Source organism: Pseudomonas sp. HMSC067G02, from assembly GCF_001813485.1.
GTDB lineage: Bacteria > Pseudomonadota > Gammaproteobacteria > Pseudomonadales > Pseudomonadaceae > Pseudomonas > Pseudomonas aeruginosa.
This window is the reverse complement of record NZ_KV812726.1, coordinates 1-24,409: the sequence shown is the minus strand read 5'-3', so window position 1 is coordinate 24,409 and position 24,409 is coordinate 1. Positions and strand designations below refer to the sequence as shown.

Genomic DNA, 24,409 nt, shown 5'->3' with positions numbered 1-24,409 from the left:
CGCCGCGGCGATTCGTCATTCCTTGTAGGCTGTGCGAGTCGCGTTCATTCCAGCAGGCCTTCACGGAGGGCGTATGGCGGAGAGAAAGACCCTGTTGCTGACCGGGGCGAGCCGCGGTATCGGGCATGCCACGGTGAAGTACTTCAATGCCGCGGGTTGGCGGGTGTTCACCGCGTCGCGGCAGAGCTGGGCCAGCGAATGTCCCTGGGCGGACGGCGAGGAAAACCACATCCACCTGGACCTGGAGGACATTCCCGGCGTCGAGGCCAGCCTGGAACTGATCCGCGAGAAGCTTGGCGACGGCCGGCTCCACGCGCTGGTGGACAATGCCGGCATCTCGCCCAAGGGCGAAGGCGGCGAGCGCCTCGGTGTGCTGGAAACCGACTACGCCACCTGGCTGCGGGTGTTCAACGTCAACCTGTTCTCCACCGCGCTGCTGGCGCGCGGCCTGTTCGCCGAGCTGAAGGCGGCGCAGGGAACGGTGATAAACGTGACCTCCATCGCTGGCTCGAAGGTGCATCCGTTCGCCGGGGTGGCCTACGCCACTTCCAAGGCGGCGTTGTCCGCGCTGACCCGCGAGATGGCCCACGACTTCGGCCCGCATGGGGTGCGGGTGAACGCCATCGCGCCGGGGGAGATCGACACCTCGATCCTGTCGCCGGGCACCGAGGAGATCGTCGAGCGCAGCATCCCGCTGCACCGCCTCGGCCGGCCGGAGGAGATCGCTTCGCTGATCTACTTCCTCTGCACCAGCGGCGCATCCTACGTGAATGGCGCGGAAATCCACGTCAACGGCGGGCAGCACGTCTAGGCGAACGGCGGAAAGCAAAAAGGCCCACCCGGAGGTGAGCCTTTTCGTCGTATTCATGGTGCCCAGGGACGGAATCGAACCGCCGACACGGGGATTTTCAATCCCCTGCTCTACCAACTGAGCTACCTGGGCAACGGGGCGCAATTAAACGGGTTTAGCGCGGCAGTGTCAACACCGGCGAAGAAATTTTTTTTGTTTTTTAACGCCTTACGATCCCCTCGCGGTTTCCGCCGGACTGCCGTGCCTCAGTTCCAGGCCTGGCGTTCCTCGTCGCGCAGCTCCACCGGCAGGCTCCGGCCTTCCTCGGCGGAGCGTCGTGCCAACTCCAGCAGGGCCATCAGCGCGCAGGCCTGTTGCGCCGACACCGGGTTGCGCGACTGACCGCGGATGGCGGCGGCCAGCGCCTGGTAGTAGCGGCTCTGGTCGCCAGCCGGGGTGACCAGCGACTGGCGCAGGCCCTGGCCGTCGATATGCTGCAACAGGTCGGGATCGCGGCCCCAGCCGGCGGAACCGGGGTGCAGTCCCTGGAGCAGTTGCGCTTCCTGGATGTCGGCGCCGGCCTTTAGCAGGCTGCCGTGGTCGCCGTGCACATTGAAGCGTGGCGCCGGATTGGCGGCGAGCATGCTGGCGCGCAGCGCCACCTGGCAGTGCGGATAGTCGAGCAGGACCTCGAACCAGTCGTCGGTCAGCGCGCCCTCGCGCAGCCGGCGCAGGTGTCCGTGCATACGCTGCGGTATGCCGAACAGGCACAGTGCCTGGTCGAGCAGGTGCGGGCCGAGGTCGAACCACAGCCCGGAGCCGGGCAGGTCGTGTTCGCGCCAGCGGTCGCGGACCTGCGGACGGAAGCGCTCGATGGCCGACTCGAAGCAGCGCACCGGGCCGATGCTGCCGGCCTGCAGGGCGGCCTCCACGGCGAGGAAGTCGCTGTCGAAACGCCGGTTCTGGAACACCGAGAGGACCTGGCCAGGCCGTTCGCGGGCGAGGTCGGCGAGGCGCCGGGCTTCGGCCAGGGTGACGGTGAACGGCTTGTCCACCACCACGTGCTTGCCGGCGCGCAAGGCCCGTTCGGCGAGGCTGGCGTGGGTGGCATTGGGCGAGGCGATGACCACCAGGTCGATGTCGGCGGCCTCGATGGCCTCATCCGGATCGGCGCTGACCCGGGCTTCGGGCAGGTCGGCGTGCACCCGCCCAGGGTCGCGGGAGACCACGTGCTCCAGGCACAACGCCGGTACCGCGCGGATCAGCGGGGCGTGGAAGGTCTTGCCGGCGAAGCCGTAGCCGATCAGCGCGGTGCGGATCGGAGGCAGGCCAGAGAGGGATGGGGTCATGGCGGCCTCCGTCGGGCGGGGTGGGGGTCAGGCGGATGGCGGCACGTAGCCGTCGGCCTTGGCGTAGTCCTCGCCGGAGAGGAACTTGTCCATCTCCTGCTGGAGGAACTTGCGGTCCTCGGCGTTCATCATGTTCAGGCGACGCTCGTTGATCAGCATGGTCTGGTGCTTCTGCCACTCGTCCCAGGCCTTGCGCGACACGTTGTTGTAGATGTCCTCGCCCTTCGCGCCCGGATACGGCGGGCGGTCGAGGCCGGGCAGCTCTTCGTGGTACTTGCGGCACATCACGGTGCGGCTCATGGTCGTTCTCCTGCAGTTGCCGCCGGGCCCGTGGGCCCGGCATTCACGCGGCCGTGCCGCGTCCGAGTTCCTGTTCTGCGCGCTTGAGCAGCTTCTTCACTGGAGCGGCGAGGCCCAGGCGCGGCGGGGTGGCGAGGTTATACCAGAGCCAGTCGCCCTCGGCCACGGCGCGCGGAGCGCCTTCCACCGCCACCAGCCAGGGCTCGATGGCGAGCTGGAAATGACTGAAGGTATGGGTCAGACCGCTCAGTTCGCGGCGCTCGCCGAGGGCCAGGGAATGGCGCGCGGCGAGCGGTTCGAGGCCGTCGAGGTCGTCCAGTTCGGGGAGGCTCCAGAGCCCGCCCCAGAGTCCGCTGGAAGGCCGCCGGTAGAGCAGTATGGCGCCGTCGCGGTTGGCCAGGATCGGCATCAGCGTGCGCTTCTGCGGCAACGCCTTGCGCGGCTTGGGCTGCGGATAATCGGCTTCGCGGCCGAGCAGGTGCGCGCGGCAGCCGGAGACCAGCGGGCAAAGCAGGCAACTGGGCTTGCTGCGCGTGCAGAGGGTGGCGCCGAGGTCCATCATCGCCTGGGTGTAGTGGTTGACCCGTGCGTGCGGGGTGAAGCGCTCGGCGGCTTCCCACAGCGCCCTGGCCACCTTCGGTTCGCCGGGATAGCCGTCCTGCGCCAGGTAGCGCGCCAGTACGCGCTTGACGTTGCCGTCGAGGATCGGTGCGCGCAGGCCCATCGACAGGCTGGCGATGGCTCCAGCGGTGGAGCGGCCGATGCCGGGCAGTTCGGCGAGTTGCTCGACGTCGCGGGGGAACTCCCCGGCATGCCGCTCGACCACGATCTGCGCGGTCTTGTGCAGGTTGCGCGCACGGCTGTAGTAGCCGAGCCCGGTCCACAGGTGCAGGACTTCGTCCTCGGCCGCCGCGGCCAGTGCCTCGACGTCGGGCAACGCTGCCATGAAACGGTCGAAGTAACCGAGCACGGTGCTGACCTGGGTCTGTTGCAGCATGATTTCCGAGACCCACACCCGGTAGGGGGTGATGCCCTGCTGCCAGGGCAGGTCCTTGCGACCGTGACGGTCGTACCAGTCGAGGACCGCGCCGTTGAAGCCTTCAGGTGTCATTTGCGGTTGAACAGCCCTTTGAGTGCGTCTTTCAGCTCCGGACTGACCTTGTCGCCGAGCTTCTCTTCGAGTTTTTCGTTGAGGCGATTGCCGGCCAGTTTCGCGGCGACCTTGCCCAGGCCTTCCTTGTCCAGGCGGCAGGCCTTGGCGCCGAGTTCCAGCGGGCCGCGGCAGAGCAGAGGCCATTCGATGCCGGCGTAGCGCTGGTTGACCTGGCAGGCCGGGTCCGGCATGTCGCTCTTGTCGCCCTGGATCTCCACGCCGATGCGATAGTCCATGCCCAGCACGCGCAGGTCGATATCGCCGTGGCCGCTGACCGCCAGGCCGGGGATGGCGACCTTCAGGTCAGGGTTGCTGGCCACGCCGTTGGTGAAGTTCAGGCTGCCCTTGAGCTCGCGGAAAGGCGTGTCCTTGCCGCCGTGGGTACCGGCAAGGGCCTTGCGGTTGAGGGTAGCGATGCCCTGGCAGAGCTGTTGCTCCAGGTTGGCGTCGAGCAGCACGCCGTTGATCAGGCTGAAGCGTGCGCTGCCGTTGAGATGGTCGATCCAGGACTTCTCGCTGTTGCCGCTGGTGCGGATGTCGGCGTCGAGGTCGAGCAGCCCCTTCACCGGCGGTTTCTTGCCCTGGGCTTCGAGCAGGCGCTCCACCGGCACGTTGGCGATGTGCTTGGTGGCGGTCAACACGGCGCTGTCCTGGCGTACGTCGAGGTTGGCCTTGGCGTTGAAGCGGCCGTTGTACAGCCCGCCGCGCATGTCGTCGAGGCTGATCACGCCGCCCTGGCCACGCAGCTTCAGGCTGGCGTCGTCGATTGGCAGCTTCTCGACGGTCAGCCGACCGAAGCTCAGCGCCACGTCCAGGTCGAGCTTGCGCAGGGTCGCCATGGGCAGCAACGGCGCGTCGCTCCAGGCCTGCCTGGTCGGTTTTTCCGGTAGCGGCGTGTTGCCCTGGGCGGCACTGGCCACGGTGGCGTCGACTTCCGCCTTGCGCGTGGCGCTGGTGGCATCCTGGGCCTGCTTGGCCTTGGCCGGCAGGTAGCGGTCGAGGTCGAGCTTGTCGCCCTTGAGCTGGGCGCGCAGCGATTGCCTGGCGAAATCGGCGATGCCGAAGCGGCCGCTGAAGGCGGTGTCGTCCAGGCCCAGCTTGAGGTCTTCGAGATTCAGGCTGTTGCGGCTGCCGGCCAGGCGGGTGTTCAGCTCGAACTTGCCGAGGGTGTTGGCGTCGGCCATGGCCGGCAGGGTCACACCGATGCCGGCGAGGAACTCGCGCAGGTTCATCGGCGCGATCGACAGGCCGCCGCTGAACTTGGCGTCCTTGCCCAGCTCGCGGGCCTTCAGTTCGCCGAGGGCGCGCAACTGGTTGACGCTCAGCTTCAGGCCGTTCCACTCGGCGATCTGCGCCGACTGGTCGAGCAGCAACTGGCCCTGGGCGGAGAAGGTGGCGGTCTTGCCTTGCAGCGGCTCGCCCGAGGCCTCGCCGGAGAGCCTGGCGTCTTCCAGTTGGTAGCGTCTGAGCGCGGTGTCGAAGCGCAGGTTGCCGGTCAGCTCGGTCTTGACCCGCACCACCGGCTGGTTGGTGCCGAGGTAGGCGTTGAGTTTCAGCGGAATGCTGCTGCCTTCGCGAATGGCGCCGGTGCTCAGCTCGATGCCCTCGACGTTGTACTGCTTGCCGCTGGCTTCGTCGGTGTAGGTGACGCGGGCGTTGTTGACATTGAGGCTGTCGATGTCGAGCTTGATCGGGGTGCGCGGGCTGTCGTTCTGCGGCGCCTGCTCGGGTGCCTGCGCCTGGGCGCCCTTGCCGTCCGCTGCCGGCGGGGTGGCGGAAGGAGCGGACGGGGCCTGGGGCTGGGCCGGCTTGCCGATGTTTTCCCAGTTGCCCTTGCCCTGCTTGTCGCGGACCAGGTCCAGGCTCAGGCCTTCGACGCGGATCGCGCTCATCTGCACGTCCTTGCGCAGCAGCGGCAGGACCCGCACCGACAGGCCGAGCATCTGCAGGTCGGCGAACGGCTTGGTCGGCGTGGCGGTACTGGCGATGCTGGTGTCGTGCAGCTCCAGGCCCAGCCAGGGGAACAGGCTCCAGCCGATGTCGCCCTTCAGGTCCAGCTCCAGGTTGGCCTTGTCGCGGGCGATCTGGCGAATTTCGTCCTTGTAGTCATTGGGATCGAACAGGTGGGTCAGGGCGAAGCCCAGGGCCACGACGAGCAGTAAGAGTCCCAGGAAGAACAGCCCCAGGACCTTGCCGAATGCTTTCATGGACGAATCCTTTGTGCTGGCAGCGGTGAATGTGCGGGCGAGTATAACAACGCCGTTTTGCCAGGCCGACCCTGCGCGCGGCGAAACCTCGTCTCAGAGTGCTCGGGCGACCCGTTCGGCGAGCGCCAGGCTGGCGGTGAGGCCGGGCGACTCGATGCCGAACAGGTTGACCAGGCCGGGCAGGCCGTGTTCGGCAGGGGTTTGGATGATGAAGTCGGCGGCGGGTTCCCCCGGCCCGCCGAGCTTGGGCCGGATGCCGGCGTAGCCGGCGGCCAGGCGCCGAGGGTCGATGCCGGGGAAGTAGCGCGAGATGGCCTGGGCGAAGGCGGGGCCGAGGGATTCGTCGACGCGGTAGTCGAGGTTGTCCACGTAATTCACGTCGGGACCGAAGCGCAACTGGCCGCCGAGGTCGAGGGTGGCGTGGATGCCGAGCCCGGCGGTGCGCGCCTCGGGCATCGGGTAGACCAGGTGGCGGAACGGCGAGCGGCCGCTGTAGGAGAAATAGCGCCCCTGGCACAGGTGCAGCGCCGGCACCAGGCGCGGATCGAGGCCTTCGGTGCGTTGCGCCAGCGCCTGGGCGAACAGGCCGCCGGCATTGACCACCCAGCCCGCGCGCAACCGGAACGCTTCGCCGACGCTCTGTCCTTCGGCGCGCCAGCCGCCGGCGTGGCGCTCCAGGCGGTCGACCCGGGTGTCCAGCGCCAGTTGTGCGCCGTGGCGCTCGGCGACGGCCTGCAGCGATTGCAGGTAGGCGTGGCTGTCGATGATTCCCGTGCTCGGCGAGAGCAGGGCGGCGACCCCGCGGACCTGGGGCTCCAGCGCGCGCAGCGTGGCGCCGTCCAGCGGCGTCAGGTCGTCGACCCCGCAGGCGCGGGCGTTGGCCGCCAGGGCCTGGAGCTTCTCGCGCTCGTTTTCCTCCATCGCCACCAGCAGCTTGCCGATGCGCCGGTGGCCGACGCCGTGGCGGGCGCACCAGGAGTACAGGCGTTCGCGGCCTTCCAGGCAGAGATCGGCCTTGAGCGAGCCGGGCGGGTAGTAGAGGCCGGCGTGGATCACTTCGGAATTGCGACTGGAGGTGTGGCTACCGACCAGCCGTTCGCGCTCCGCCACCAGTACGCCGTGGCCGGCTTCGGCCAGGCGCGCGGCGCAGGCCAGGCCGAGGGCGCCGGCGCCGACTACCAGTACGTCGACGTCGTTCATGCGTCGCTGGCTGCGCGCTGCAGCACGGCGACGATCGCTGCCCGCGCCTGCGGGCTGTTCTTCCAGCAACTGGAGCCGGTCAGGGCCGCGCCTTGGGCGAGGATACTTGCGGCATCGCTGTCGCGCAGCCGGACGAAACTGTCCAGGCCCATCTGTTCCAGGCGTTGCAGCACGGTCGGGCCGACTCCCTTGAGGGCGAGCAGGGCGGTGCGTTCGGCGGTGGAAAAGGACATGGCGAAGCTCCTTGGCTGGGACCGCCGCCGAGCATATCAGAGGCTGTCCAGCGGCAGCCCGTGGCGCGCGGCGAGGGCGAGGGATTCCAGGTGCCCGTCCGGGGCGACCAGGCGCAGCGGCTTGCCGGCTTCGGCAGCCAGGCGCCGGGCCTCGTCGAGGAGGCGTCGGCCGACCCCGCGGCCGCGGGTGATGCCGCGCACGCAAAGGTGCGACAGCTGCCAGGCGTCGCCGCCGCGCCGCAGCAGGGCGGCACCCAGCAGGCGGTCGTTGAAGCGCCCGGCGATCAGCTCGCCGGCGGCCAGCCCGGCCGCGACCAGCGCCGCGCCGTCGGCATGCGGGGCGAACAGCCAGTCCGGTGCGTCGGCGTAGATCTTCGCCAGGTCCAGGCGATCCTGGGCGCTGGGTTGGGCGAGGGTTTCGACGATCACGGGCATGCGGCTCTCCGCGGCGGGATGGAAGGAGCGCAGTGTAAGGCCTGGCCCGCCGCCCGTGGGGCGATTCGCGCCGACGGTCGCGGCTGGCAGCGCCAGCCCGGGCCTGCCTATAATGCTGGCCCTCTTATAATTACGTGCAGTGTTAGCTGTGGAGCTGGTGATGGCCGAACGCAAGGCATCCGTCGCGCGCGACACCCTGGAGACCCAGATCAAGGTCTCCATCGACCTGGATGGGACCGGCAAGGCCCGGTTCGATACCGGGGTTCCCTTCCTCGACCACATGATGGACCAGATCGCCCGCCACGGCCTGATCGACCTGGACATCGAGTGCAAGGGCGACCTGCATATCGACGATCACCACACCGTCGAGGACATCGGCATCACCCTCGGCCAGGCCTTCGCCAAGGCCATCGGCGACAAGAAGGGCATCCGCCGCTACGGCCACGCCTACGTGCCCCTCGATGAGGCGCTGTCGCGGGTGGTCATCGACTTCTCCGGGCGGCCCGGCCTGCAGATGCACGTTCCCTTTACCCGTGCCAGCGTCGGCGGCTTCGACGTCGACCTGTTCATGGAATTCTTCCAGGGCTTCGTCAACCACGCCCAGGTGACCCTGCACATCGACAACCTGCGCGGGCACAACACCCACCACCAGATCGAGACCGTGTTCAAGGCCTTCGGCCGCGCGCTGCGCATGGCCATCGAGCTGGACGAGCGGATGGCCGGGCAGATGCCGTCGACCAAAGGGTGCCTGTGATGCAGACGGTAGCCGTGATCGACTACGGCATGGGCAACCTGCACTCGGTGGCCAAGGCCCTCGAGCACGTCGGTGCCGGCCGGGTGCTGGTGAGCAGCGACGCGGCAGTGATCCGCGAGGCCGACCGGGTGGTGTTCCCCGGGGTCGGCGCGATCCGCGACTGCATGGCCGAGATCCGCCGCCTGGGCTTCGACGCCCTGGTCCGCGAGGTCAGCCAGGACCGCCCGTTCCTCGGCATCTGCGTCGGCATGCAGGCATTGCTGGAGTGCAGCGAGGAGAACGACGGGGTCGACTGCATCGGTCTGTTCCCCGGCCAGGTGCGCTTCTTCGGCAAGGACCTGCACGAAGCCGGCGAGCACCTGAAGGTGCCGCACATGGGCTGGAACCAGGTGAGCCAGGCGGTGGAGCACCCGCTGTGGCACGAGATTCCCGACCAGGCGCGCTTCTACTTCGTGCACAGCTACTACATCGAGGCCGGCAATCCGCGCCAGGTGGTGGGGCACGGGCACTACGGCGTCGATTTCGCCGCCGCGCTGGCCGAAGGCTCGCGTTTCGCCGTGCAGTTCCACCCGGAAAAGAGCCATACCCACGGCCTGCAACTGCTGCAGAACTTCGTGGCCTGGGACGGGCGCTGGTAGGCCATGGCCAGGGCGAAGAGCAAGACGCCGATCCTCCAGCTGGACGCCGCGCAGACCCAGGACGCGGCTCTGGCGATCAAGCGCTTCATGGAGGACCGCTTCGAACTGGAGCTGGGCTCCTTCGAAGCCGAGGAACTGCTCGATTTCTTCGCCCGCGAGTTCGCCCCGTACTTCTACAACAAGGCCATCCTCGACGTGCAGTCGTACCTGAAGGAACGGTTCGAAAGCATCGAGAGCGATGTCTGGGCGCTGGAAAAGAGTTGAGTTTCCGCGCGCCTGCCCACCGAATACAGACTTGAACAGGGTTCACCGATGCTGATCATTCCCGCGATCGACTTGAAAGACGGCGCCTGCGTGCGTCTGCGCCAGGGCCTGATGGAAGACGCCACGGTCTTCTCCGACGATCCGGTGGCGATGGCCGCCAAATGGGTCGATGGCGGTTGCCGCCGCTTGCACCTGGTGGACCTGAACGGCGCTTTCGAAGGCAAGCCGGTCAACGGCGAGGTGGTCACCGCCATCGCCCGTCGCTACCCGGACCTGCCGATCCAGATCGGTGGCGGCATCCGCTCGCTGGAAACCATCGAGCATTACGTTCGCGCCGGCGTCAGCTACGTCATCATCGGCACCAAGGCGGTCAAGCAGCCTGAGTTCGTCGGCGAGGCCTGCCGCGCCTTCCCGGGCAAGGTCATCGTCGGCCTGGATGCCAAGGACGGTTTCGTCGCCACCGACGGCTGGGCCGAGGTCAGCGAAGTCCAGGTGATCGACCTGGCTCGTCGCTTCGAGGCCGACGGGGTGTCCGCCATCGTCTACACGGATATTTCCAAGGACGGCATGATGCAGGGCTGCAACGTCGAGGCTACCGCCGCGCTGGCCAATGCCACGCGGATCCCGGTGATCGCCTCCGGCGGCATCCACAATCTCGGCGACATCCAGAAGCTGCTGGACGCCCGCACCCCGGGGATCATCGGCGCCATCACCGGCCGGGCGATCTACGAAGGCACCCTGGACGTGGCCGAAGCCCAGGCGCTGTGCGACAACTTCAAGGCCTGAGGCGAACCGCATGGCACTGGCAAAACGCATCATCCCCTGCCTCGACGTGGACAATGGCCGAGTGGTCAAGGGCGTCAAGTTCGAGAACATCCGCGACGCCGGCGATCCGGTCGAGATCGCCCGCCGCTACGACGAGCAGGGTGCCGACGAGATCACCTTCCTCGACATCACCGCCAGCGTCGACGGGCGCGACACCACCCTGCATACCGTCGAGCGCATGGCCAGCCAGGTGTTCATTCCGCTGACCGTGGGCGGCGGCGTACGCAGCGTGCAGGACATCCGCAACCTGTTGAATGCCGGCGCGGACAAGGTCTCGATCAACACCGCCGCGGTGTTCAACCCCGAGTTCGTCGGTGAGGCCGCCGACCGCTTCGGCTCGCAGTGCATCGTGGTCGCCATCGACGCGAAGAAGGTTTCCGCCCCGGGCGAGGCGCCGCGCTGGGAAATCTTCACCCATGGCGGGCGCAAGCCCACCGGGCTGGATGCCGTGCTCTGGGCGAAGAAGATGGAAGACCTGGGCGCTGGCGAGATTCTCCTGACCAGCATGGACCAGGACGGCGTGAAGAGCGGTTACGACCTGGGCGTGACCCGCGCCATCAGCGAGGCGGTGAACGTACCGGTGATCGCTTCCGGCGGCGTCGGCAACCTGGAGCACCTGGCCGCCGGCATCCTCGAGGGCAAGGCCGACGCGGTGCTCGCGGCGAGCATCTTCCACTTCGGCGAGTACACCGTGCCGGAAGCCAAGGCCTACCTGGCCAGCCGCGGTATCGTGGTGCGCTGAGGCACGTTGCGCCGCAGCGCACAGGGCCGGTGATCGGCTAGCCATTCCTGAGCGCGAGTCGACACTCGCGCGGCTTTCTTTCAGGTACAGTCACGCCCCCCGCATCAGGTGCCGCTAGAGCGCCGATGCCCTGCCATAACGACAAACATTGCGACCGACAGGGAGTCCTCCATGTCCATCTTCCGTCTGGCTCTCGGCTGCGTCGGCAGCCTGGCCCTGCTATGCGCTAGCGCCCTGGCGCGCGCCGAAACCCTGGTCCTGCTGACCGAGAACCTGGTGCCGTTCAACATGGCGGTGAACGGCGGCAACTACGCCAAGAACGATGGCATCAGCGGCATCAGCACCGATACCGTGCGCGCCGCCTGCGAGCGCGCGCAGATCGAGTGCCAGCTGATCCTGCGTTTCCCCTGGGACCGGGTCTACCAGCAGGCGCTGAGCGAGCCCGGCTATGGCTTGTTTTCCACCGCCCGTACGCCGGAGCGCGAGGACAAGTTCAAGTGGGTCGGCCCGCTGGCGGTCAACGACTGGGTACTGATGGCCCGCGGCGACAGCAGCATCCACCTGAACAGCCTGGAAGACGCCGCGCGCTATCGCATCGGCGGCTACAAGAACGACGCCATCAGCCAGCACCTGGTCGACCGCGGCCTGCAGGTGCAATTGGCGCTGCGCGACAACGAGAACGTCGACAAGCTGGCCAGCGGGCAGATCGATCTCTGGGTCACCGCCGATCCGAGCGGGCGCTACGTCGCCCAGCGCGAGGGCCTCAAGGAGGTGAAGGTGGTCCAGCGTTTCCATACCGCCGAGCTGTTCCTGGCGCTGAACAAGGACACCCCGGACGAGCTGGTGCAGAAGTTGCAAACGGCGGTCGACGCGCTGCGCAGCGAAGGCTTGTTGAAGCAGATCCGCGAGCGCTACTGACGCCTCGCCGGCGATGCTGGCAAAAGGCTGGCCTGGCGGCGCGGCGCTGGTTATTCTGCCTCGCTCCAGGCCCCTGACAGGATGACAACAATGCAAAGAAGCCTGCTCTTCGCGCTGCTCGCAACCCTGCTGTTGGTCGGCGGCGCGCGCGCCGAAACCGATCCCGACTACAGCATGGTCCTGCTCACGGAGAACTTCCCGCCGTACAACATGGCGATCAACGGCAAGAACTTCGCCCAGGAAGACAACATCGACGGCATCGCCGTGGATATCGTCCGCGAGATGTTCAAGCGCGCCGGCATCAAGTACAGCCTGACCCTGCGTTTCCCCTGGGACCGCATCTACAAGCTGGCGCTGGAGAAGCCCGGCTACGGGGTGTTCGTCACCGCCCGCCTGGCCGAGCGCGAGGACAAGTTCAAGTGGGTCGGTCCGATCGGCCCGGACGACTGGGTGCTGCTGGCCAAAGGCGACAGCCCGATCACCCTGGGCAGCCTGGACGAGGCGAAGAAATACCGGATCGGCGCCTACAAGGGCGATGCCATCGCCGAGTTCCTCGGCAAGAACGGTTTCGAGGCCGACCTGGCGCTACGCGACCAGGAAAACGCGCAGAAGCTGGTCAAGGGCCAGATCGACCTCTGGGCCAGCGGCGATCCCGCCGGGCGCTACCTGGCCAAGCAGGAAGGCGTGACCGGCCTGAAGACGGTGCTGCGCTTCAACAGCGACCAACTGTACCTGGCGCTCAACCGCGAGACTCCCGACGAAGTGGTGCAGAAGCTCCAGGCAGCCCTGGACGGCATGCGCAAGGAAGGCTTCGTCGAGGACATCCTCAACAGCTATCTCTGATTCGCTCCGTCCGGCCGACAGGGGGCCGGGCGGGGAAACGCCTTTGCCGGCCCCGCCGGCAATGCCATGGAAGGCCGACGAGCCAGGTATTTCGTCCTGACGCAGGGATGCCGCTAGCCAATAACGATAACCAAGCGAGCGGTGTGACCATGCTGAAAGTCCTGATCCAGACCCTGATCCTGGGGGTGTTGCTGGGGGCCTCCGCGGCCCGTGCCGAATTGCCCGCCGACTACAAGGTGGTGCTGCTGACCGAGAACTTCCCGCCCTTCAACATGGCGGTGGATGACAAGAACTTCGCCCGCGACGACGGCATCGACGGCATCAGTGCCGACATCGTCCGGGAGATGTTCAGGCGCGCCGGCATCGGCTATTCCCTGAGCCTGCGCTTCCCCTGGGACCGCCTGTACCGGTTGACCCTGGACAAGCCCGGCTACGGGCTGTTCTCCATGACCTACACCCCCGAGCGGGTGCCGCAGTTCAAGTGGGTCGGCCCGCTGGCCGACACCAGTTGGGTGTTGCTGGCGCCGGCCGGCAGCAAGATCGCCGTGAAGAATCTCAAGGACGCCGCCCGCTACAAGCTCGGCGCCTACAAGAACGACGCGGTCAGCCAGCACCTGGAAGCCCAGGGCATCCCGGTGATCAATGCCCTGCGCGACCAGGAAAACGTGAAGAAGCTTACCGGCGGGCAGATCGACCTGTGGGCCACCACCGATCCGGTCGGTCGCTACCTGGCCAAGCAGGAAGGCGTGTCCGGCCTGCAGACGGTGCTGCGTTTCAACGAGGCCAAGCTCTACCTGGCGTTGAACAAGGACACTCCGGACGAGGTGGTGGAGCGCCTGCAAAAGGCCCTGGAGCAGATGCGCCAGGAAGGCTTCGTCGACGAAGCCGTCGCCAACTACCTCTGACTGGCGGGCGCCCCTCCGCCGGTGCGGCGAGGGGGCTCAGTCCAGGTCGTAGGCCTGGACGCCGAGGTCGCGGCTGTCGTACCAGTTGCCGCGGGCCCAGAACACCCGGTCGTGCGCCTCGTCGAAACCGAGCACGCCGAGGTAGCCGGCGATGTCCAGGCGGCGCCAGGATGATCCCCAGTCGTCCGAGTAGTACACCGCGTTGGCGGAGACGCTCGCCGGCTCCTCGTCGGGATACAGCCACAGCGGCACTTCGTAGTGGCTCATGGTGTTGGCCAGCAGCACATTCCTGCCCATGTAGAACTCGCGCAGCCCGGAACTGGACGGCAGGGGCCAGAACGGGCTGGGCAGCTTGCCGGTGATCTTCCATTCGAGCGCGTCGCGATCGAGCTCGGCGATCAGCGAGCGCGATTCGTCCGGGTGGTCGAGCACTGCGATCACCCGACCGTCCGTGTTCTGTTCCAGGCGCTCGACGGCCACGCCGTCGGTGCGCCGGATCGCGCCCATCTGCCAGCGTCCGCCCTCGCGGCGCAGTTCGGCCTGGGTGGTGACCAATACCGAGCTGGTCAGGTAGCGCCCTTCGGGCGGGCCATAGCGGAAGGTCTGGCTTACCCAGATCGCGGCGCGCTCCGCGTCCAGTTGGGCGACGTGTGCCTTGATCTGCCCGTGCTTGCCGTTGTAGTCGCCCCAGTTGACGCCGTTCGGCGCCAACTCGCGGGCGTAGGCGAGGTCGACCAGCAGCGGCGCGGAGGTGGCGATCGACTCGACGCTGGCGCCGCGGTCGGGCGAATAGAACAGCCCGCTCGGCTGGCCGGGTTCCCGGCCGCCATCGGCACCGCCGTATTCGAAATCACCCCAGACCCAGACTTCGTCCTTGCCGTGGAAGCGCGGTGCGAGAGCCCAGCCCAGTCGATTCGCCTCGGCCATGAAGCCTTCCTCGAGCCGCCGCCAGCTCTTGCCCTGGTCGTCGCTGCGCAGCACCACTGTCTGCTCGCGCTGACCGTTGTCCTTGCCCGGGCGCCGCAGGCCGGTGAGCAGGAAGACGCTGGAACCGTCCGGCGTGACTTCCAGGCAGGCGGTCTCGCCGAGCCGCGCCACTTCGTGGAATACGCCGTCCGCGCCCAGGCGCGAGACATAGGTGGTTTCCGGATCGCCGCCGGATAGCAGCATGCCGTTGAGGAAGTTGAAGAGGTGGGGTTCGGATTCTTCTTCCCTGGGCTGGGCGGCCGCCACCAGGTCCAGGTCGATGACGCCCTCGGGCAGTGCCTGCTCATCGCGGCCGACCTCGCGCCGGCCTACCAGCCAGGTACCGGCGGGCGTCGCCCGCACGCCGGTGCAGAATTGCTCCATGGCGCGCTGGTCGATGTTCTCGACCTTGCCGACGGTGCTCTCGCCGGGGCTGGCGCCGCCTATCTCGAACTTGGCGCTGGTGAGGATCCAGATGAAACCGAGGGGAATCGCGCCAGCGACCAGCAGGGCGGCGGCGAGCAGGGGCATGGGAGGGGAAGGGCGGGCCATCGGTGCGTCCGTGCAGGAATGACGAGGGCGTCACCTTAACCGCTGCCGCGACGCCGGTAAACCCGGGTTCAGTGCGGAGCCTGGCGTGGGTTGACGTTGCGGTTGCCGCGCTCGCCGATGAGCATCTGCGGCGGTACCAGCTCGATGCCCTGGGCGCGCAGCTTCGGCAGCTCCCGCGCCAGCACGTCGAGGGTGGCCTTGTGCGGGTGGCCGATGAGCAACGCCGAACCCTGCTTGCGGGCCAGGGCGACGCCGGCCTGCAGTTGTGCGGAGACCGCTTCCGGTGTGGCTTCGTTGTCGAGGAACACATCGCGCGAGACGCTCGCCAGGCCGATCCGCTGCGCCTCGCTGGCGGCCACGGTGGCGGCGCTGGTGCGGCTGTCGACCAGGTACAGGCCGCGACGCTGGAGTTCCTCGGCGAGCCAGGCCATCGCCGGGCGCACCGCGGTCATGCGGCTGCCCTCGTGGTTGTTCAGGCCCTGCACGAACGGCACCTTGGCCAGCGCCGCGTCCAGCCGCCGCGCACGCTCTTCCTGGGTCAGCTCCGGCCGCCAGGCGTAGGGACCGCCGGCTGGGTCCATCGGCATGTGCAGGATCACCGTGCGCCCGCGCTGGTGCGCCTCGCGGGCCAGTTCGGCGGCATGCGGGGTTTCCGGGATGATCGCCAGGGTTACGCCGGGGGGCAGGTCGAGGACCCGGCGGTCGCGTGCCAGGTTCTGCCCGAGGTCGTCGATGACCACGGTCAGCAGCGGCGGGCGCTGGTAGGGGACGGGGTCCTGGCGGGCCTGGGCCTGGTTGAACAGCAGGCACAGGCCCAGCAGGACAACGCGGAACGCCGACATCAGTTGCCGCGGGTGACGCTCAGGCCTTTCAGCAGACTAAGGGCCTGGCTGAGCTGGTAGTCGGAATCCTGCGGGCGCTCGCTCGGCGCGGCACGCTTGCCGGTGGGGCGGTCGGCGCCGCCGTTGCCGTTGGCCAGGTGGCCCTGCAGGTCGGCTTCCTTGAAGCCCTCGAAGCTGCTCCGCTCCTGGGTCACCTTGGCGCGTCCGACCTCGATGTCCGGAACGATGCCCTGGGCCTGGATGGAGCGCCCGTTGGGGGTGTAGTAGAGCGCGGTGGTGAGCTTCAGGGCGCGGTCGTTGTTCAGCGGCAGCACGGTCTGCACCGAGCCCTTGCCGAAGCTGTCGGTGCCCATCAGGATCGCGCGCTTCTGGTCCTGCAGGGCACCGGCGACGATTTCCGCCGCCGAGGCGCTGCCACCGTTGATCAGCACCACCAGCGGAACCTTGTCGCTGGGATCGGCCGGGTCGGCGCTGAAGCGCAGCTCGGAGTTGGCGATGCGGCCCTTGGTGTAGACGATCAGGCCCTTGGTGAGGAAGGCGTCGGCTACCTCGACGGCGGACTGCAGCACGCCGCCGGGGTTGTTGCGCAGGTCCAGGACCAGGCCCTTGAGACGGCCCTTGTTGTCCTTGCGCAGCTGGTTCAGCGCCTTGACCACTTCCTCGCCGGTGTTGACCTGGAACTGGGTGATGCGCAGGTAGGCGTAGCCGGGTTCTAGGACCTGGCTCTTGACGCTCTTGACCTTGATGATGGCGCGCTTGAGTTCGACGTCGAACGGTCTGCCGCCATCGCGGACGATGGTCAGGGTGATCGGGGAGCCGGCCTTGCCGCGCATGCTGTCGACCGCTTCGGTCATCGACTGGCCCTTGGTCGGCTTGCCGTCGATCTGCACGATCAGGTCGCCGGGCTGGATGCCGGCGCGGGCCGCGGGGGTGTCGTCGATCGGCGAGACCACCTTGATGAAGCCGTCTTCGCTGCCGACCTCGATGCCCAGACCGCCGAACTCGCCGCTGGTGCTTTCCTGCAGCTCGGCGAAGTCCTCCGGGCCGAGGTAGGCGGAGTGCGGGTCGAGGTTGCTGAGCATGCCCTTGATGGCGTTCTCCAGCAGGGTCTTGTCGTCCACTGGCTCGACGTAGGCGGCCTTCACCCGGTCGAGAACCTCGGCGAAGGTACGCAGCTCGTCGAGGGGCAGCGGGGCACTGCTACCGTTGGCCAGTGGCGCGGCGTCGGCCGGGGCGTCGGCAGCCTGGGCCGCGCCCGCGCCGAGCAGCAGGGCCAGCGCCAGGGTGGTGGGACGGAAGCAATGCAGCATGTTCAGCTCCTAATCACGAGTTCGGCGCCTATCCCTGTGCGCGGCACCAGGTAGTAGGGTCCGCCGGGCGGCCCTGATGGCGAATGGCGAAGTACACGGCCGGGCTACTCTGGCCGCCGCTGGTTCCAACGGTGGCGATCGGGTCTCCGGCCTTCACGGTGTCGCCGGCGTCTTTCAGCAGGCTTTGATTATGGCCATAAAGGCTGAGGTAGCCGCCACCGTGGTCGAGGATGACCAACAGGCCGGCTCCGCGCAACCAGTCGGCGAATACCACGCGTCCGCCGTGCACCGCGCGGACGGTGCTGCCGGCGCTCGCCGAAATCAGTACGCCGTCCCATTTCGCCCGCGGATCGTCGCCGCGCTGGCTGCCGAAGCGCGCCACGACGCGGCCATTCACCGGCCACGGCAGCTTGCCGCGGGCCGAGCCGAACGCGCCGCCGTAGACCGCGCCAGTGCTTGAGACCAGCGGGCCCGGCGCAGGTTCGCGCGGCGGGCTGGTGACTCGTCCGGGGGCGGCCTGCTGCTGGCGCGCACGCTCGCGTTCGGCGGCCAGCGCGCGCTGGCGCTCGCGCTCCGCCGCGGCGGCGGCTTCGCGGGCCTGGCGGGCCAGGGTTTCCTCGATGGTCCGCAGTACCTTGGCCAGCTCGGCCTGGTCCTGTTGGCGGGACTTGAGCTTCTGGTCGCGTTCGCGGTAGTCGCTGTTCAGCTTGGCCAGGGCTTGCTGGCGCTCCTTGCGGGTCGCTGCCAGCGCCTCGCGGCGGCTGTCCAGCTCGCCTTGCTTGCTCAGTTGTTCGGCTTTCTGCGCAGAGATGTCCTGCTCGACGTTGGCCAACTGGCGGAGGGTTTCGTTGAAGCTGGCGAGCTGTTCGAGACGGGCTTTGTTGATGTAGTCGTAGTAGGTGAGGGTGCGGCTGAATTTTTCCGGGTGTTCCTGGTTCAGCAGCAGCTTCAGGTACTCCTCGCGTCCACTCTGGTAGGCCGCGCGGGCCTGGATGGCGAGGAGGCGCTGCTGCTCAATGCGCGCGTCCTGGAGTTTTTTTTTCTCCCCATCCAGCCGTTTCAGCTCGGCTTCGCTCTTGTCCAGCTCGTCCTGCAGGGCCTTGATCTGTTTTTCCAGGTCGCCCATTTCGGTCTCGGTGGACTTCAGCTGCTTCTGCACGCCGCTCTTTTCCTGCTGGATGCCGTCCAGCAGCTTCTTCAGCTCGCCGATGTCCTTCTGCGTCTGTTCCAGCTGGCGTTGGGTGTCGGCGCGCTCGTCGGCGAAGGCCGGAGCGAGACAGGCGAGGGATAGCAGGAGAGGAAGGAGGCGGAGCATGGGGTGGCGGGCACCTGGGAATTGGACCGGCCTAGTATGCCCGTGGCCGCCGTTAAAAAAAACGCCCCGCACCGCGCGCTGTGGGGCGCTTCCACGTATTTCAGCCGGATGGCAGCGGCGGATGTCGTCGACGACGAAGGCCACGGACATCAGGCGGGTCTGTAGAGCGGGTAGGTGAACAGCAGCAGATGCGTCAGGTTCAGCCCGAAGTGGAACAGCGTCGCCACCCACAGGCGGCCGCTCCACAGCCAGGCCAACCCGTAGATCAGCCCGGCGAGGCCGGCGAACAGCATCAGCAGCGGGCCGCCGGCGAAGTGCGCCAGGCCGAACAGCGCCGAGGCCAGCGCCAGGGCGGGCCAGGGGCCCAGCCATTGGCCCAGGCGTTGCTGCAGGTAGCCGCGGAACAGCGCTTCCTCGGCAAGGGAAACGAAGAACAGGTTGGCCAGGACGAACTGCCAGAGCCAGGCCGGCGCGTGGAGTTCCGGCCGCAGCAGGCCGACGCCGACAGCCAGCAGAAGCAGCGCCGGCACCGCCGCCACGAGCAGCAGCCAGTGCCAGGGGCGGCCGGGAGCGCGGGCTTCGTCGCGGAACAGGCTCGGCAGGCAGGCCAGTAGCAGGAACGGCACCAGTGCCTTGTCGAAGTTGAAGTACATGGTGAACGGCAGGCTCTGCGGGCCGACCACCGCCTTGTCCAGGACCCTGGGGTTGGCGAAGCCGGGTAGCAGGTGCAGGAACAGGCCCACCGCGCCGGCGACCAGCAGCAGCTCCAGGCCCAGGGCCCAGGCGCGGCGTGCCGCCAGGCGCCGGCGCAACAGGGCGAGGACGCCCAGTACAGCCAGGGCGGCGACCGCAGGCGGAGCGAGAACTCCGTCGTAGAAGGCGAGGCAGCAGGTCGCGAGCAGCAAGGCGAGAGCCAGCAGGCGCTGGAAGGACAGGGCGAGGAGCGAGGTGGCGAGGAGGAACCACATCGGCGGAAATCCTTGTAGGGCAGATGGAAAAGACAGCGCGGGCAAGGCTAGCACGGGCCTCGGCGACGTAGCGGGAGGTAGGGGGAAGACGCGGAAAATGAAAACCGCGGCACACGTCTCGAGGTCGCGTGGCCAGGCCTGGCGGCCGATCGGCAGCGTTAAAGCGGGGAAGGTGACGTCGTGGAAACGGGGCGCGGCGCCCGGCCCGCTACGGCGGATAACGTCGCAGGCGTTCTCCGCCGATGGCCTGCAGAAGCGGCGGATAACCGCGACGCGGTTATCCGCCCTGCGCGGGAGTTCGTCGTTCGCGGATCAGCCGAGGATGACGATGCTGCGACCGGTCATTTCCGCCGGCTGCTCCAGCCCCATGAGGGTCAGCATGGTCGGCGCCACGTCGGCCAGCACGCCGCCTTCGCGGATGCTCAGCTTGCGCTTGCCGACGTAGACGAAGGGCACCGGTTCGCAGGTGTGCGCGGTGTGCGCCTGGCCGGTGGACTCGTCTTCCATCTGCTCGACATTGCCGTGGTCGGCGGTGATCAGGGCTTCGCCGCCGACCTTGTCCAGCGCCTCGACGATGCGCCCCATGCAGGTGTCCAGGCACTCCACGGCCTTGACCGCGGCCTCGAACACGCCGGTGTGGCCGACCATGTCGCCGTTGGCGTAGTTGACCACGATCACATCGTAGCGTTGTTGCTCGATGGCCTCGACGATACGGTCGGTGACTTCCGGCGCGCTCATCTCGGGCTGCAGGTCGTAGGTGGCGACCTTCGGCGAGGGGATCAGGATGCGCTCCTCGCCTTCGTAGGGTTCCTCGCGGCCGCCGGAGAAGAAGAAGGTCACGTGGGCGTACTTCTCGGTCTCGGCGATGCGCAGCTGGGTCTTGCCATGCTTGGCCAGGTATTCGCCGAGGACGTTGGTCAGCGGCTCCGGCGGGAAGGCACAGGGCGCCGGGATGCTCGCCGCGTACTGGGTCAGCATGACGAAACCTGCCAGTTGCGGGGCTCGTTCGCGGGGGAACTCATTGAATGCCGGCTCGACGAAGGCGCGGCTCAGCTCGCGGGCGCGGTCGGCGCGGAAGTTCATGAAGATCACCGCGTCGCCATCCTCGACCCGCACCGCTTCGGCGCCGGCCGGGACCACCGCGGTGGCCTTGACGAATTCGTCGCTCTCGCCGCGGGCGTAGGCGGCCTCGAGGGCTGCCACCGAGGAGTCGGCGGTGAACTCGGCCTTGCCGTCGACGATCAGTTCATAGGCGGCCTGGACGCGGTCCCAGCGGTTGTCGCGGTCCATCGCGAAATAGCGGCCGATGATCGAGGCGATGCGGCCCTTGCCGAGCCCGGCGAAGGTGGCGTCGAGACGCTCCAGCGACGGTTGCGCGCTTTTCGGCGGGGTATCGCGGCCATCCAGGAAGGCATGCAGGTAGATCTTGCCGGCGCCGCGCCTGGCGGCCATCTGCGCCATCGCCACCAGGTGGTCTTCATGGCTGTGTACGCCGCCCGGAGAGAGCAGGCCGAGGATGTGCACCGCCTTGTCGGCGGCGACGGCCTTGTCGACCGCCCCGGCGATCACCGGGTTTTCGAAGAATTCGCCGTCGCGGATGGCCTTGGTGACGCGGGTGAAGTCCTGGTACACCACGCGGCCTGCGCCGAGGTTCATGTGGCCGACCTCGGAGTTGCCCATCTGGCCGTCGGGCAGGCCGACGTCCATGCCGGAGCCGGAGATCAGGCCGTGCGGCTGGGTCGCCAGGAGGCGATCCCAGACCGGCTTCTTCGCGGCGTAGATGGCGTTGTAGTCAGGGCTTTCGCTGTGGCCGAAGCCGTCCAGGATGATCAGGACCAGGGGTTTGGGCGTGGCAGTCATATGTCCGGCTCTATTTCCGCGGGGTTCAGAAACTGACCAAATTTAGTGGGAACATTGTCGTTCAAGACGTAGGAAGAGGCTGATTGATTAAACCGATGACGCCGATCCGCAACCGAATGCCGCTATCCTCGCTCCCTCTGTCCTGCCCGAGCCGTGCCCGGGCCGGAACTGGCCAGCTTCACAGAAAAGGACCGGCATTCTAACCGTGAAGTTTCCCGCGACGCCATTTCCTGGAGCCGAGCGGGGCGCCGCCCGGCGGGTTCCCCCCTGGCCGGCGCGGTCTGTATACTGGCCGGCATTTTTACGCCCTGGATATCCGTCACCATGCAATTCGTTTCCCGTCTGATCGAGTTCGCCACCAACCACTACCTGCTGGTCGCGGCGCTGCTGGTCCTGCTGGTCCTGCTGTTGCTGCACGAGCTGCGCAAGGGCGGCAAGAGCCTGTCGACCCGCGAGCTGACCGCGCTGGTCAATGCCGACCAGGCGGTGGTCCTGGATATCCGTCCGGCCAAGGAGTTCGCCAGCGGGCACATCGTCGACGCGCTGAACATCCCGGCCGACAAGCTGAACAGCCGCATGACCGAGCTGGAAAAGTACAAGGGCAAGACCATCATCCTGGTCGACGCCATGGGCCAGCATTCCGGTACCTGGGGCGGCGTCCTGAAGAAGGCCGGCTTCAACGCCGCCAAGCTGTCCGGCGGGATCGGCAGCTGGCGCGGCGACAACCTGCCGCTGGTGAAGTGACATGCCGCCCGTCGTGATCTACACCACTGCCTGGTGTCCGTACTGCATCCGCGCCAAGCAGCTGCTGCAACGCAAGGGCGTGGACTTCCAGGAGATCGCCTGCGACGGCAAGCCCGAACTGCGCGCCGAGCTGGCACGCAAGGCGGGATCGACCACCGTGCCGCAGATCTGGATCGGCGAGACCCATGTCGGCGGCTGCGACGACCTTCATGCACTGGAGCGCGCCGGCAAGCTGGACGCGCTGCTGTCTGCCTGAAACCATTCATGAATTGACCCAAGGGAAGGCCCGAAAATGACCGAGCAAGCTACCAACGGCGCTGCCGACGAGCAGCAACCCCAGTTCTCCCTGCAGCGCATCTACCTGCGCGACCTGTCGTTCGAGTCGCCGAAGTCCCCGGAAATCTTCCGCCAGGAATGGAACCCGTCCATCAGCCTGGACCTGAACACCCGCCAGAAGCAGCTGGACGGCGACTTCTACGAAGTGGTCCTGACCGTATCGGTGACCGTGAAGAACGGCGAGGACACCACTGCCTTCATCGCCGAAGTGCAGCAGGCCGGCATCTTCCTGATCAAGAACCTCGATCCGTCGAGCATGAGCCATACCCTCGGCGCGTTCTGCCCGAACATCCTCTTCCCGTACGCTCGCGAAGCCCTGGACAACCTGGTGGTACGCGGTTCGTTCCCGGCGCTGATGCTGTCGCCGGTGAACTTCGACGCTCTCTACGCCCAGGAAATCGCCCGCATGCAGGCCTCCGGCGAAATCCCGACGCCGTCGGTCCAGTAAGCCCAGCGCTTGCGAAAAAGCCCGCCTTGCGCGGGCTTTTTCATGCCTGCCGGCCGGCTCAGTCCATGGCGAAGCCGAGCTGGCGCCAGGCTTCGTAGACGGTCACCGCCACCGTGTTGGACAGGTTCAGGCTACGGCAGCCTTCGCGCATCGGCAGGCGCAGGCGCCGATCGGTTGGCAGGGCGTTGCGCACGTCCTCCGGCAGTCCGCGGCTTTCCGGGCCGAAGAGGAAGGCATCGCCGCGCTGGTAGGCCACTTCGTGGAAGGCCCGCGACCCCTTGGTGGTGAAGGCGAACAGGCGTGGCTGGCCGAGGGCCTCGAGGCAGCTCTGCAGATCCGGGTAGCGGCGTACGCTGGCGTATTCGTGGTAGTCGAGGCCGGCACGGCGCAAGCGCTTGTCGTCCAGTTCGAAACCGAGCGGCTCGATCAGGTGCAGACTGCATCCGGCGTTGGCGCAGAGCCTGATAATGTTGCCGGTATTCGGAGGAATCTCCGGTTGAAACAGGATGACGTGGAACATGCAGGGCTCCGGAGCAGATAACGGGCGGCATTCTACCTCCGCCATCGACGATCTGCGGCGCCAGCGCTGGAAAGTCTGGGGTGCGCTGGTGCTTGCCGGGTTGTTGTTCGGGCTGATGCTCGGCAGGTTGTTCGGTCCCGCTTCGCTGCCGACGTCTGCGCCGCAACTGCTGGCGGTCGGGGAGAGCGAGCAGGGCCTGGTCCTGCGCTTCGATCGCCAGGCTGCGGTTACGGCGGCACGGGTGGAGGGTGCCCTGACGTTGCGCATCGTCGCCCGGGGCGCGGCGCAGCAGGGAGACGGGCGATGGCTGGGCCAGCCGTTGCGCTGGCGCGTCCGCGAGGAGGGAAAGGCGCTGCTGTTGAGCCTGGTCTCGACCCGCCCCTTGCAGGGGCGCTGGCAGTGGTCGGAGGACGGCGAGGGCTGGCGCCTGGTCGTCGAACTGCAGGAGCGCGACGGCCGGGAATAAAAGGGGGAATTCTCAGCCTGCCTGTACCGAGGTCCCCAAACGGGAGGGCGGAGGCGCGGATCGCTGCGCTGCCGCCGGGCATAAAAGAGGGGAGTTCTCAGCCTGCCTGTACCGAGGTCCCCGAAACGGGTGTGGCGGTTGCGCGCGGATGCTGCGTCTGCCGCCGGGTGTAAAAGAGGGGATTCCCCAGCCTGCCTGTACCGAGGCCCCCGAAATCTTCGTTATCTGCTCCAATGCAGGGGCTGTGCCAATTCTCATGAGACGCTGGCGGCGCGCTCGCTTTCCTGAAGGGTTGTGGATAAGTCTGTGGGCGAGCTGGTGATGAATGCCTCTGGAAGCCCGTGGATCAAGGGCTTGGCGGCATCCCAGGGGTTTGTGGGAAGTCGATTGCGGAAAAATGACGGAGCGGGCTTTTCCGCCAGCGATTGATGCCGATTTGTCGCCTGCTGGTGCACGCTGCCCAAAATCCGGGCAAGGGCCGCTGCCCCGCCGAACCGGCGGATAACCGCGATGCGGTTATTCGCCC

28 protein-coding genes and 1 tRNA gene are annotated in these 24,409 nt (G+C 67.4%); 13 read left to right on the top strand and 16 right to left on the bottom strand.

What is annotated here, in order from left to right; all coding sequences use genetic code 11:
- Nucleotides 1–73 precede the first annotated feature (73 nt).
- Entirely contained in the window at nucleotides 74–811 is a 738-nt protein-coding gene (locus HMPREF2914_RS27360) for an SDR family NAD(P)-dependent oxidoreductase (RefSeq protein ID WP_003096148.1), read from the top strand.
- 56 nt (nucleotides 812–867) lie between these two features.
- Here the strand turns inward: HMPREF2914_RS27360 and HMPREF2914_RS27355 are convergent.
- The 8 genes from HMPREF2914_RS27355 to HMPREF2914_RS27320 all read right to left on the bottom strand — a co-directional run bounded on the left by HMPREF2914_RS27355 (nucleotide 868) and on the right by HMPREF2914_RS27320 (nucleotide 7,667).
- Nucleotides 868–943: transfer RNA gene (locus tag HMPREF2914_RS27355), tRNA-Phe, on the bottom strand.
- Between the two features lie 113 nt (nucleotides 944–1,056).
- Complete coding sequence (locus HMPREF2914_RS27350; protein WP_023092723.1) at nucleotides 1,057–2,139, bottom strand: oxidoreductase; 1,083 nt, start codon at nucleotides 2,137–2,139, stop codon at nucleotides 1,057–1,059.
- A 27-nt stretch (nucleotides 2,140–2,166) separates the two neighbouring features.
- On the bottom strand, nucleotides 2,167–2,439 hold the full coding sequence (locus HMPREF2914_RS27345) for an oxidative damage protection protein (protein ID WP_003096100.1): 273 nt from the start codon (nucleotides 2,437–2,439) through the stop codon (nucleotides 2,167–2,169).
- 43 nt (nucleotides 2,440–2,482) lie between these two features.
- Nucleotides 2,483–3,550 carry an A/G-specific adenine glycosylase gene (gene mutY, locus HMPREF2914_RS27340; RefSeq protein ID WP_003110600.1) on the bottom strand — a complete coding sequence of 356 codons (1,068 nt, stop codon included), beginning with the start codon at nucleotides 3,548–3,550 and terminating at the stop codon, nucleotides 2,483–2,485.
- Complete coding sequence (locus HMPREF2914_RS27335) at nucleotides 3,547–5,799, bottom strand: AsmA family protein (RefSeq protein ID WP_023092722.1); 2,253 nt, start codon at nucleotides 5,797–5,799, stop codon at nucleotides 3,547–3,549. The genes mutY and HMPREF2914_RS27335 overlap by 4 nt, the downstream gene beginning before the upstream one ends.
- 93 nt (nucleotides 5,800–5,892) lie before the next feature.
- Complete coding sequence (locus HMPREF2914_RS27330; protein ID WP_023092721.1) at nucleotides 5,893–6,999, bottom strand: NAD(P)/FAD-dependent oxidoreductase; 1,107 nt, start codon at nucleotides 6,997–6,999, stop codon at nucleotides 5,893–5,895.
- The gene (locus tag HMPREF2914_RS27325; RefSeq protein ID WP_009314450.1) at nucleotides 6,996–7,232 is read right to left on the bottom strand and encodes a hypothetical protein; all 237 of its coding nucleotides are present in this window, start codon (nucleotides 7,230–7,232) and stop codon (nucleotides 6,996–6,998) included. The genes HMPREF2914_RS27330 and HMPREF2914_RS27325 overlap by 4 nt, the downstream gene beginning before the upstream one ends.
- 36 nt (nucleotides 7,233–7,268) lie before the next feature.
- A complete protein-coding gene (locus HMPREF2914_RS27320; protein WP_009878269.1) occupies nucleotides 7,269–7,667 on the bottom strand; it encodes an acetyl-CoA sensor PanZ family protein in 399 nt (132 codons plus the stop codon).
- A gap of 160 nt (nucleotides 7,668–7,827) precedes the next feature.
- On the opposite strand from HMPREF2914_RS27320, the gene hisB reads away from it, so the two are divergent.
- The 8 genes from hisB (at nucleotide 7,828) to HMPREF2914_RS27280 (ending at nucleotide 13,556) form a co-directional block, all read left to right on the top strand.
- Nucleotides 7,828–8,421, top strand: a complete 594-nt coding sequence (gene hisB, locus HMPREF2914_RS27315; RefSeq protein ID WP_003096088.1) for an imidazoleglycerol-phosphate dehydratase HisB — start codon at nucleotides 7,828–7,830, stop codon at nucleotides 8,419–8,421.
- Entirely contained in the window at nucleotides 8,421–9,059 is a 639-nt protein-coding gene (hisH, locus tag HMPREF2914_RS27310) for an imidazole glycerol phosphate synthase subunit HisH (protein WP_023092720.1), read from the top strand. The genes hisB and hisH overlap by 1 nt, the downstream gene beginning before the upstream one ends.
- A gap of 3 nt (nucleotides 9,060–9,062) precedes the next feature.
- Nucleotides 9,063–9,323: a DUF2164 domain-containing protein gene (locus tag HMPREF2914_RS27305; RefSeq protein ID WP_003111635.1), complete on the top strand. Its 261-nt coding sequence runs from the start codon at nucleotides 9,063–9,065 to the stop codon at nucleotides 9,321–9,323.
- Between the two features lie 48 nt (nucleotides 9,324–9,371).
- Entirely contained in the window at nucleotides 9,372–10,109 is a 738-nt protein-coding gene (hisA, locus tag HMPREF2914_RS27300; RefSeq protein ID WP_003106336.1) for a 1-(5-phosphoribosyl)-5-[(5-phosphoribosylamino)methylideneamino]imidazole-4-carboxamide isomerase, read from the top strand.
- 10 nt (nucleotides 10,110–10,119) lie between these two features.
- Entirely contained in the window at nucleotides 10,120–10,890 is a 771-nt protein-coding gene (hisF, locus tag HMPREF2914_RS27295; protein ID WP_003106334.1) for an imidazole glycerol phosphate synthase subunit HisF, read from the top strand.
- A gap of 171 nt (nucleotides 10,891–11,061) precedes the next feature.
- A complete protein-coding gene (locus HMPREF2914_RS27290; protein WP_023092719.1) occupies nucleotides 11,062–11,808 on the top strand; it encodes a substrate-binding periplasmic protein in 747 nt (248 codons plus the stop codon).
- Between the two features lie 90 nt (nucleotides 11,809–11,898).
- Nucleotides 11,899–12,651 carry a substrate-binding periplasmic protein gene (locus HMPREF2914_RS27285; RefSeq protein WP_003106330.1) on the top strand — a complete coding sequence of 251 codons (753 nt, stop codon included), beginning with the start codon at nucleotides 11,899–11,901 and terminating at the stop codon, nucleotides 12,649–12,651.
- Nucleotides 12,652–12,800: 149 nt separating this feature from the next.
- Nucleotides 12,801–13,556 carry a substrate-binding periplasmic protein gene (locus HMPREF2914_RS27280; RefSeq protein ID WP_003096075.1) on the top strand — a complete coding sequence of 252 codons (756 nt, stop codon included), beginning with the start codon at nucleotides 12,801–12,803 and terminating at the stop codon, nucleotides 13,554–13,556.
- A gap of 36 nt (nucleotides 13,557–13,592) precedes the next feature.
- Here the strand turns inward: HMPREF2914_RS27280 and HMPREF2914_RS27275 are convergent, their stop codons facing one another.
- The 6 genes from HMPREF2914_RS27275 to gpmM all read right to left on the bottom strand — a co-directional run bounded on the left by HMPREF2914_RS27275 (nucleotide 13,593) and on the right by gpmM (nucleotide 21,369).
- On the bottom strand, nucleotides 13,593–15,074 hold the full coding sequence (locus HMPREF2914_RS27275) for a hypothetical protein (RefSeq protein WP_023092718.1): 1,482 nt from the start codon (nucleotides 15,072–15,074) through the stop codon (nucleotides 13,593–13,595).
- Between the two features lie 68 nt (nucleotides 15,075–15,142).
- A complete protein-coding gene (locus HMPREF2914_RS27270) occupies nucleotides 15,143–15,916 on the bottom strand; it encodes a divergent polysaccharide deacetylase family protein (RefSeq protein ID WP_021263278.1) in 774 nt (257 codons plus the stop codon).
- Nucleotides 15,916–17,226 carry a proteolytic complex protein CptA gene (cptA, locus tag HMPREF2914_RS27265; protein WP_003096067.1) on the bottom strand — a complete coding sequence of 437 codons (1,311 nt, stop codon included), beginning with the start codon at nucleotides 17,224–17,226 and terminating at the stop codon, nucleotides 15,916–15,918. Before cptA ends, HMPREF2914_RS27270 begins: the two co-directional genes overlap by 1 nt.
- 28 nt (nucleotides 17,227–17,254) lie before the next feature.
- Nucleotides 17,255–18,541 (bottom strand): murein hydrolase activator EnvC family protein, encoded by a 1,287-nt coding sequence (locus HMPREF2914_RS27260; RefSeq protein WP_003123645.1) that lies wholly within the window; start codon nucleotides 18,539–18,541, stop codon nucleotides 17,255–17,257.
- 149 nt (nucleotides 18,542–18,690) lie between these two features.
- Complete coding sequence (locus HMPREF2914_RS27255; RefSeq protein ID WP_004365496.1) at nucleotides 18,691–19,509, bottom strand: CPBP family intramembrane glutamic endopeptidase; 819 nt, start codon at nucleotides 19,507–19,509, stop codon at nucleotides 18,691–18,693.
- Between the two features lie 312 nt (nucleotides 19,510–19,821).
- Complete coding sequence (gpmM, locus tag HMPREF2914_RS27250) at nucleotides 19,822–21,369, bottom strand: 2,3-bisphosphoglycerate-independent phosphoglycerate mutase (protein ID WP_003096060.1); 1,548 nt, start codon at nucleotides 21,367–21,369, stop codon at nucleotides 19,822–19,824.
- A gap of 324 nt (nucleotides 21,370–21,693) precedes the next feature.
- Between gpmM and HMPREF2914_RS27245 the strand changes: the two genes are divergently transcribed.
- The 3 genes from HMPREF2914_RS27245 to secB are packed head-to-tail and all read left to right on the top strand — an operon-like array spanning nucleotide 21,694 to nucleotide 22,897.
- Nucleotides 21,694–22,113, top strand: a complete 420-nt coding sequence (locus HMPREF2914_RS27245) for a rhodanese-like domain-containing protein (protein WP_003096058.1) — start codon at nucleotides 21,694–21,696, stop codon at nucleotides 22,111–22,113.
- A gap of 1 nt (nucleotide 22,114) precedes the next feature.
- Nucleotides 22,115–22,369 (top strand): glutaredoxin 3, encoded by a 255-nt coding sequence (grxC, locus tag HMPREF2914_RS27240; RefSeq protein WP_003096057.1) that lies wholly within the window; start codon nucleotides 22,115–22,117, stop codon nucleotides 22,367–22,369.
- Nucleotides 22,370–22,405: 36 nt separating this feature from the next.
- Nucleotides 22,406–22,897, top strand: a complete 492-nt coding sequence (secB, locus tag HMPREF2914_RS27235; protein WP_003096050.1) for a protein-export chaperone SecB — start codon at nucleotides 22,406–22,408, stop codon at nucleotides 22,895–22,897.
- Nucleotides 22,898–22,955: 58 nt separating this feature from the next.
- Here the strand turns inward: secB and trmL are convergent, their stop codons facing one another.
- On the bottom strand, nucleotides 22,956–23,417 hold the full coding sequence (gene trmL / locus HMPREF2914_RS27230; protein WP_003096047.1) for a tRNA (uridine(34)/cytosine(34)/5-carboxymethylaminomethyluridine(34)-2'-O)-methyltransferase TrmL: 462 nt from the start codon (nucleotides 23,415–23,417) through the stop codon (nucleotides 22,956–22,958).
- Between trmL and HMPREF2914_RS27225 the strand changes: the two genes are divergently transcribed.
- Entirely contained in the window at nucleotides 23,416–23,883 is a 468-nt protein-coding gene (locus tag HMPREF2914_RS27225) for a hypothetical protein (protein ID WP_003096038.1), read from the top strand. The genes trmL and HMPREF2914_RS27225 overlap by 2 nt on opposite strands.
- A 254-nt stretch (nucleotides 23,884–24,137) precedes the next feature.
- On the opposite strand, the gene HMPREF2914_RS32705 is transcribed toward HMPREF2914_RS27225, so the two are convergent.
- Nucleotides 24,138–24,409: hypothetical protein (locus tag HMPREF2914_RS32705; protein WP_177344136.1), on the bottom strand; the 272-nt coding region annotated here is incomplete at its 5' end.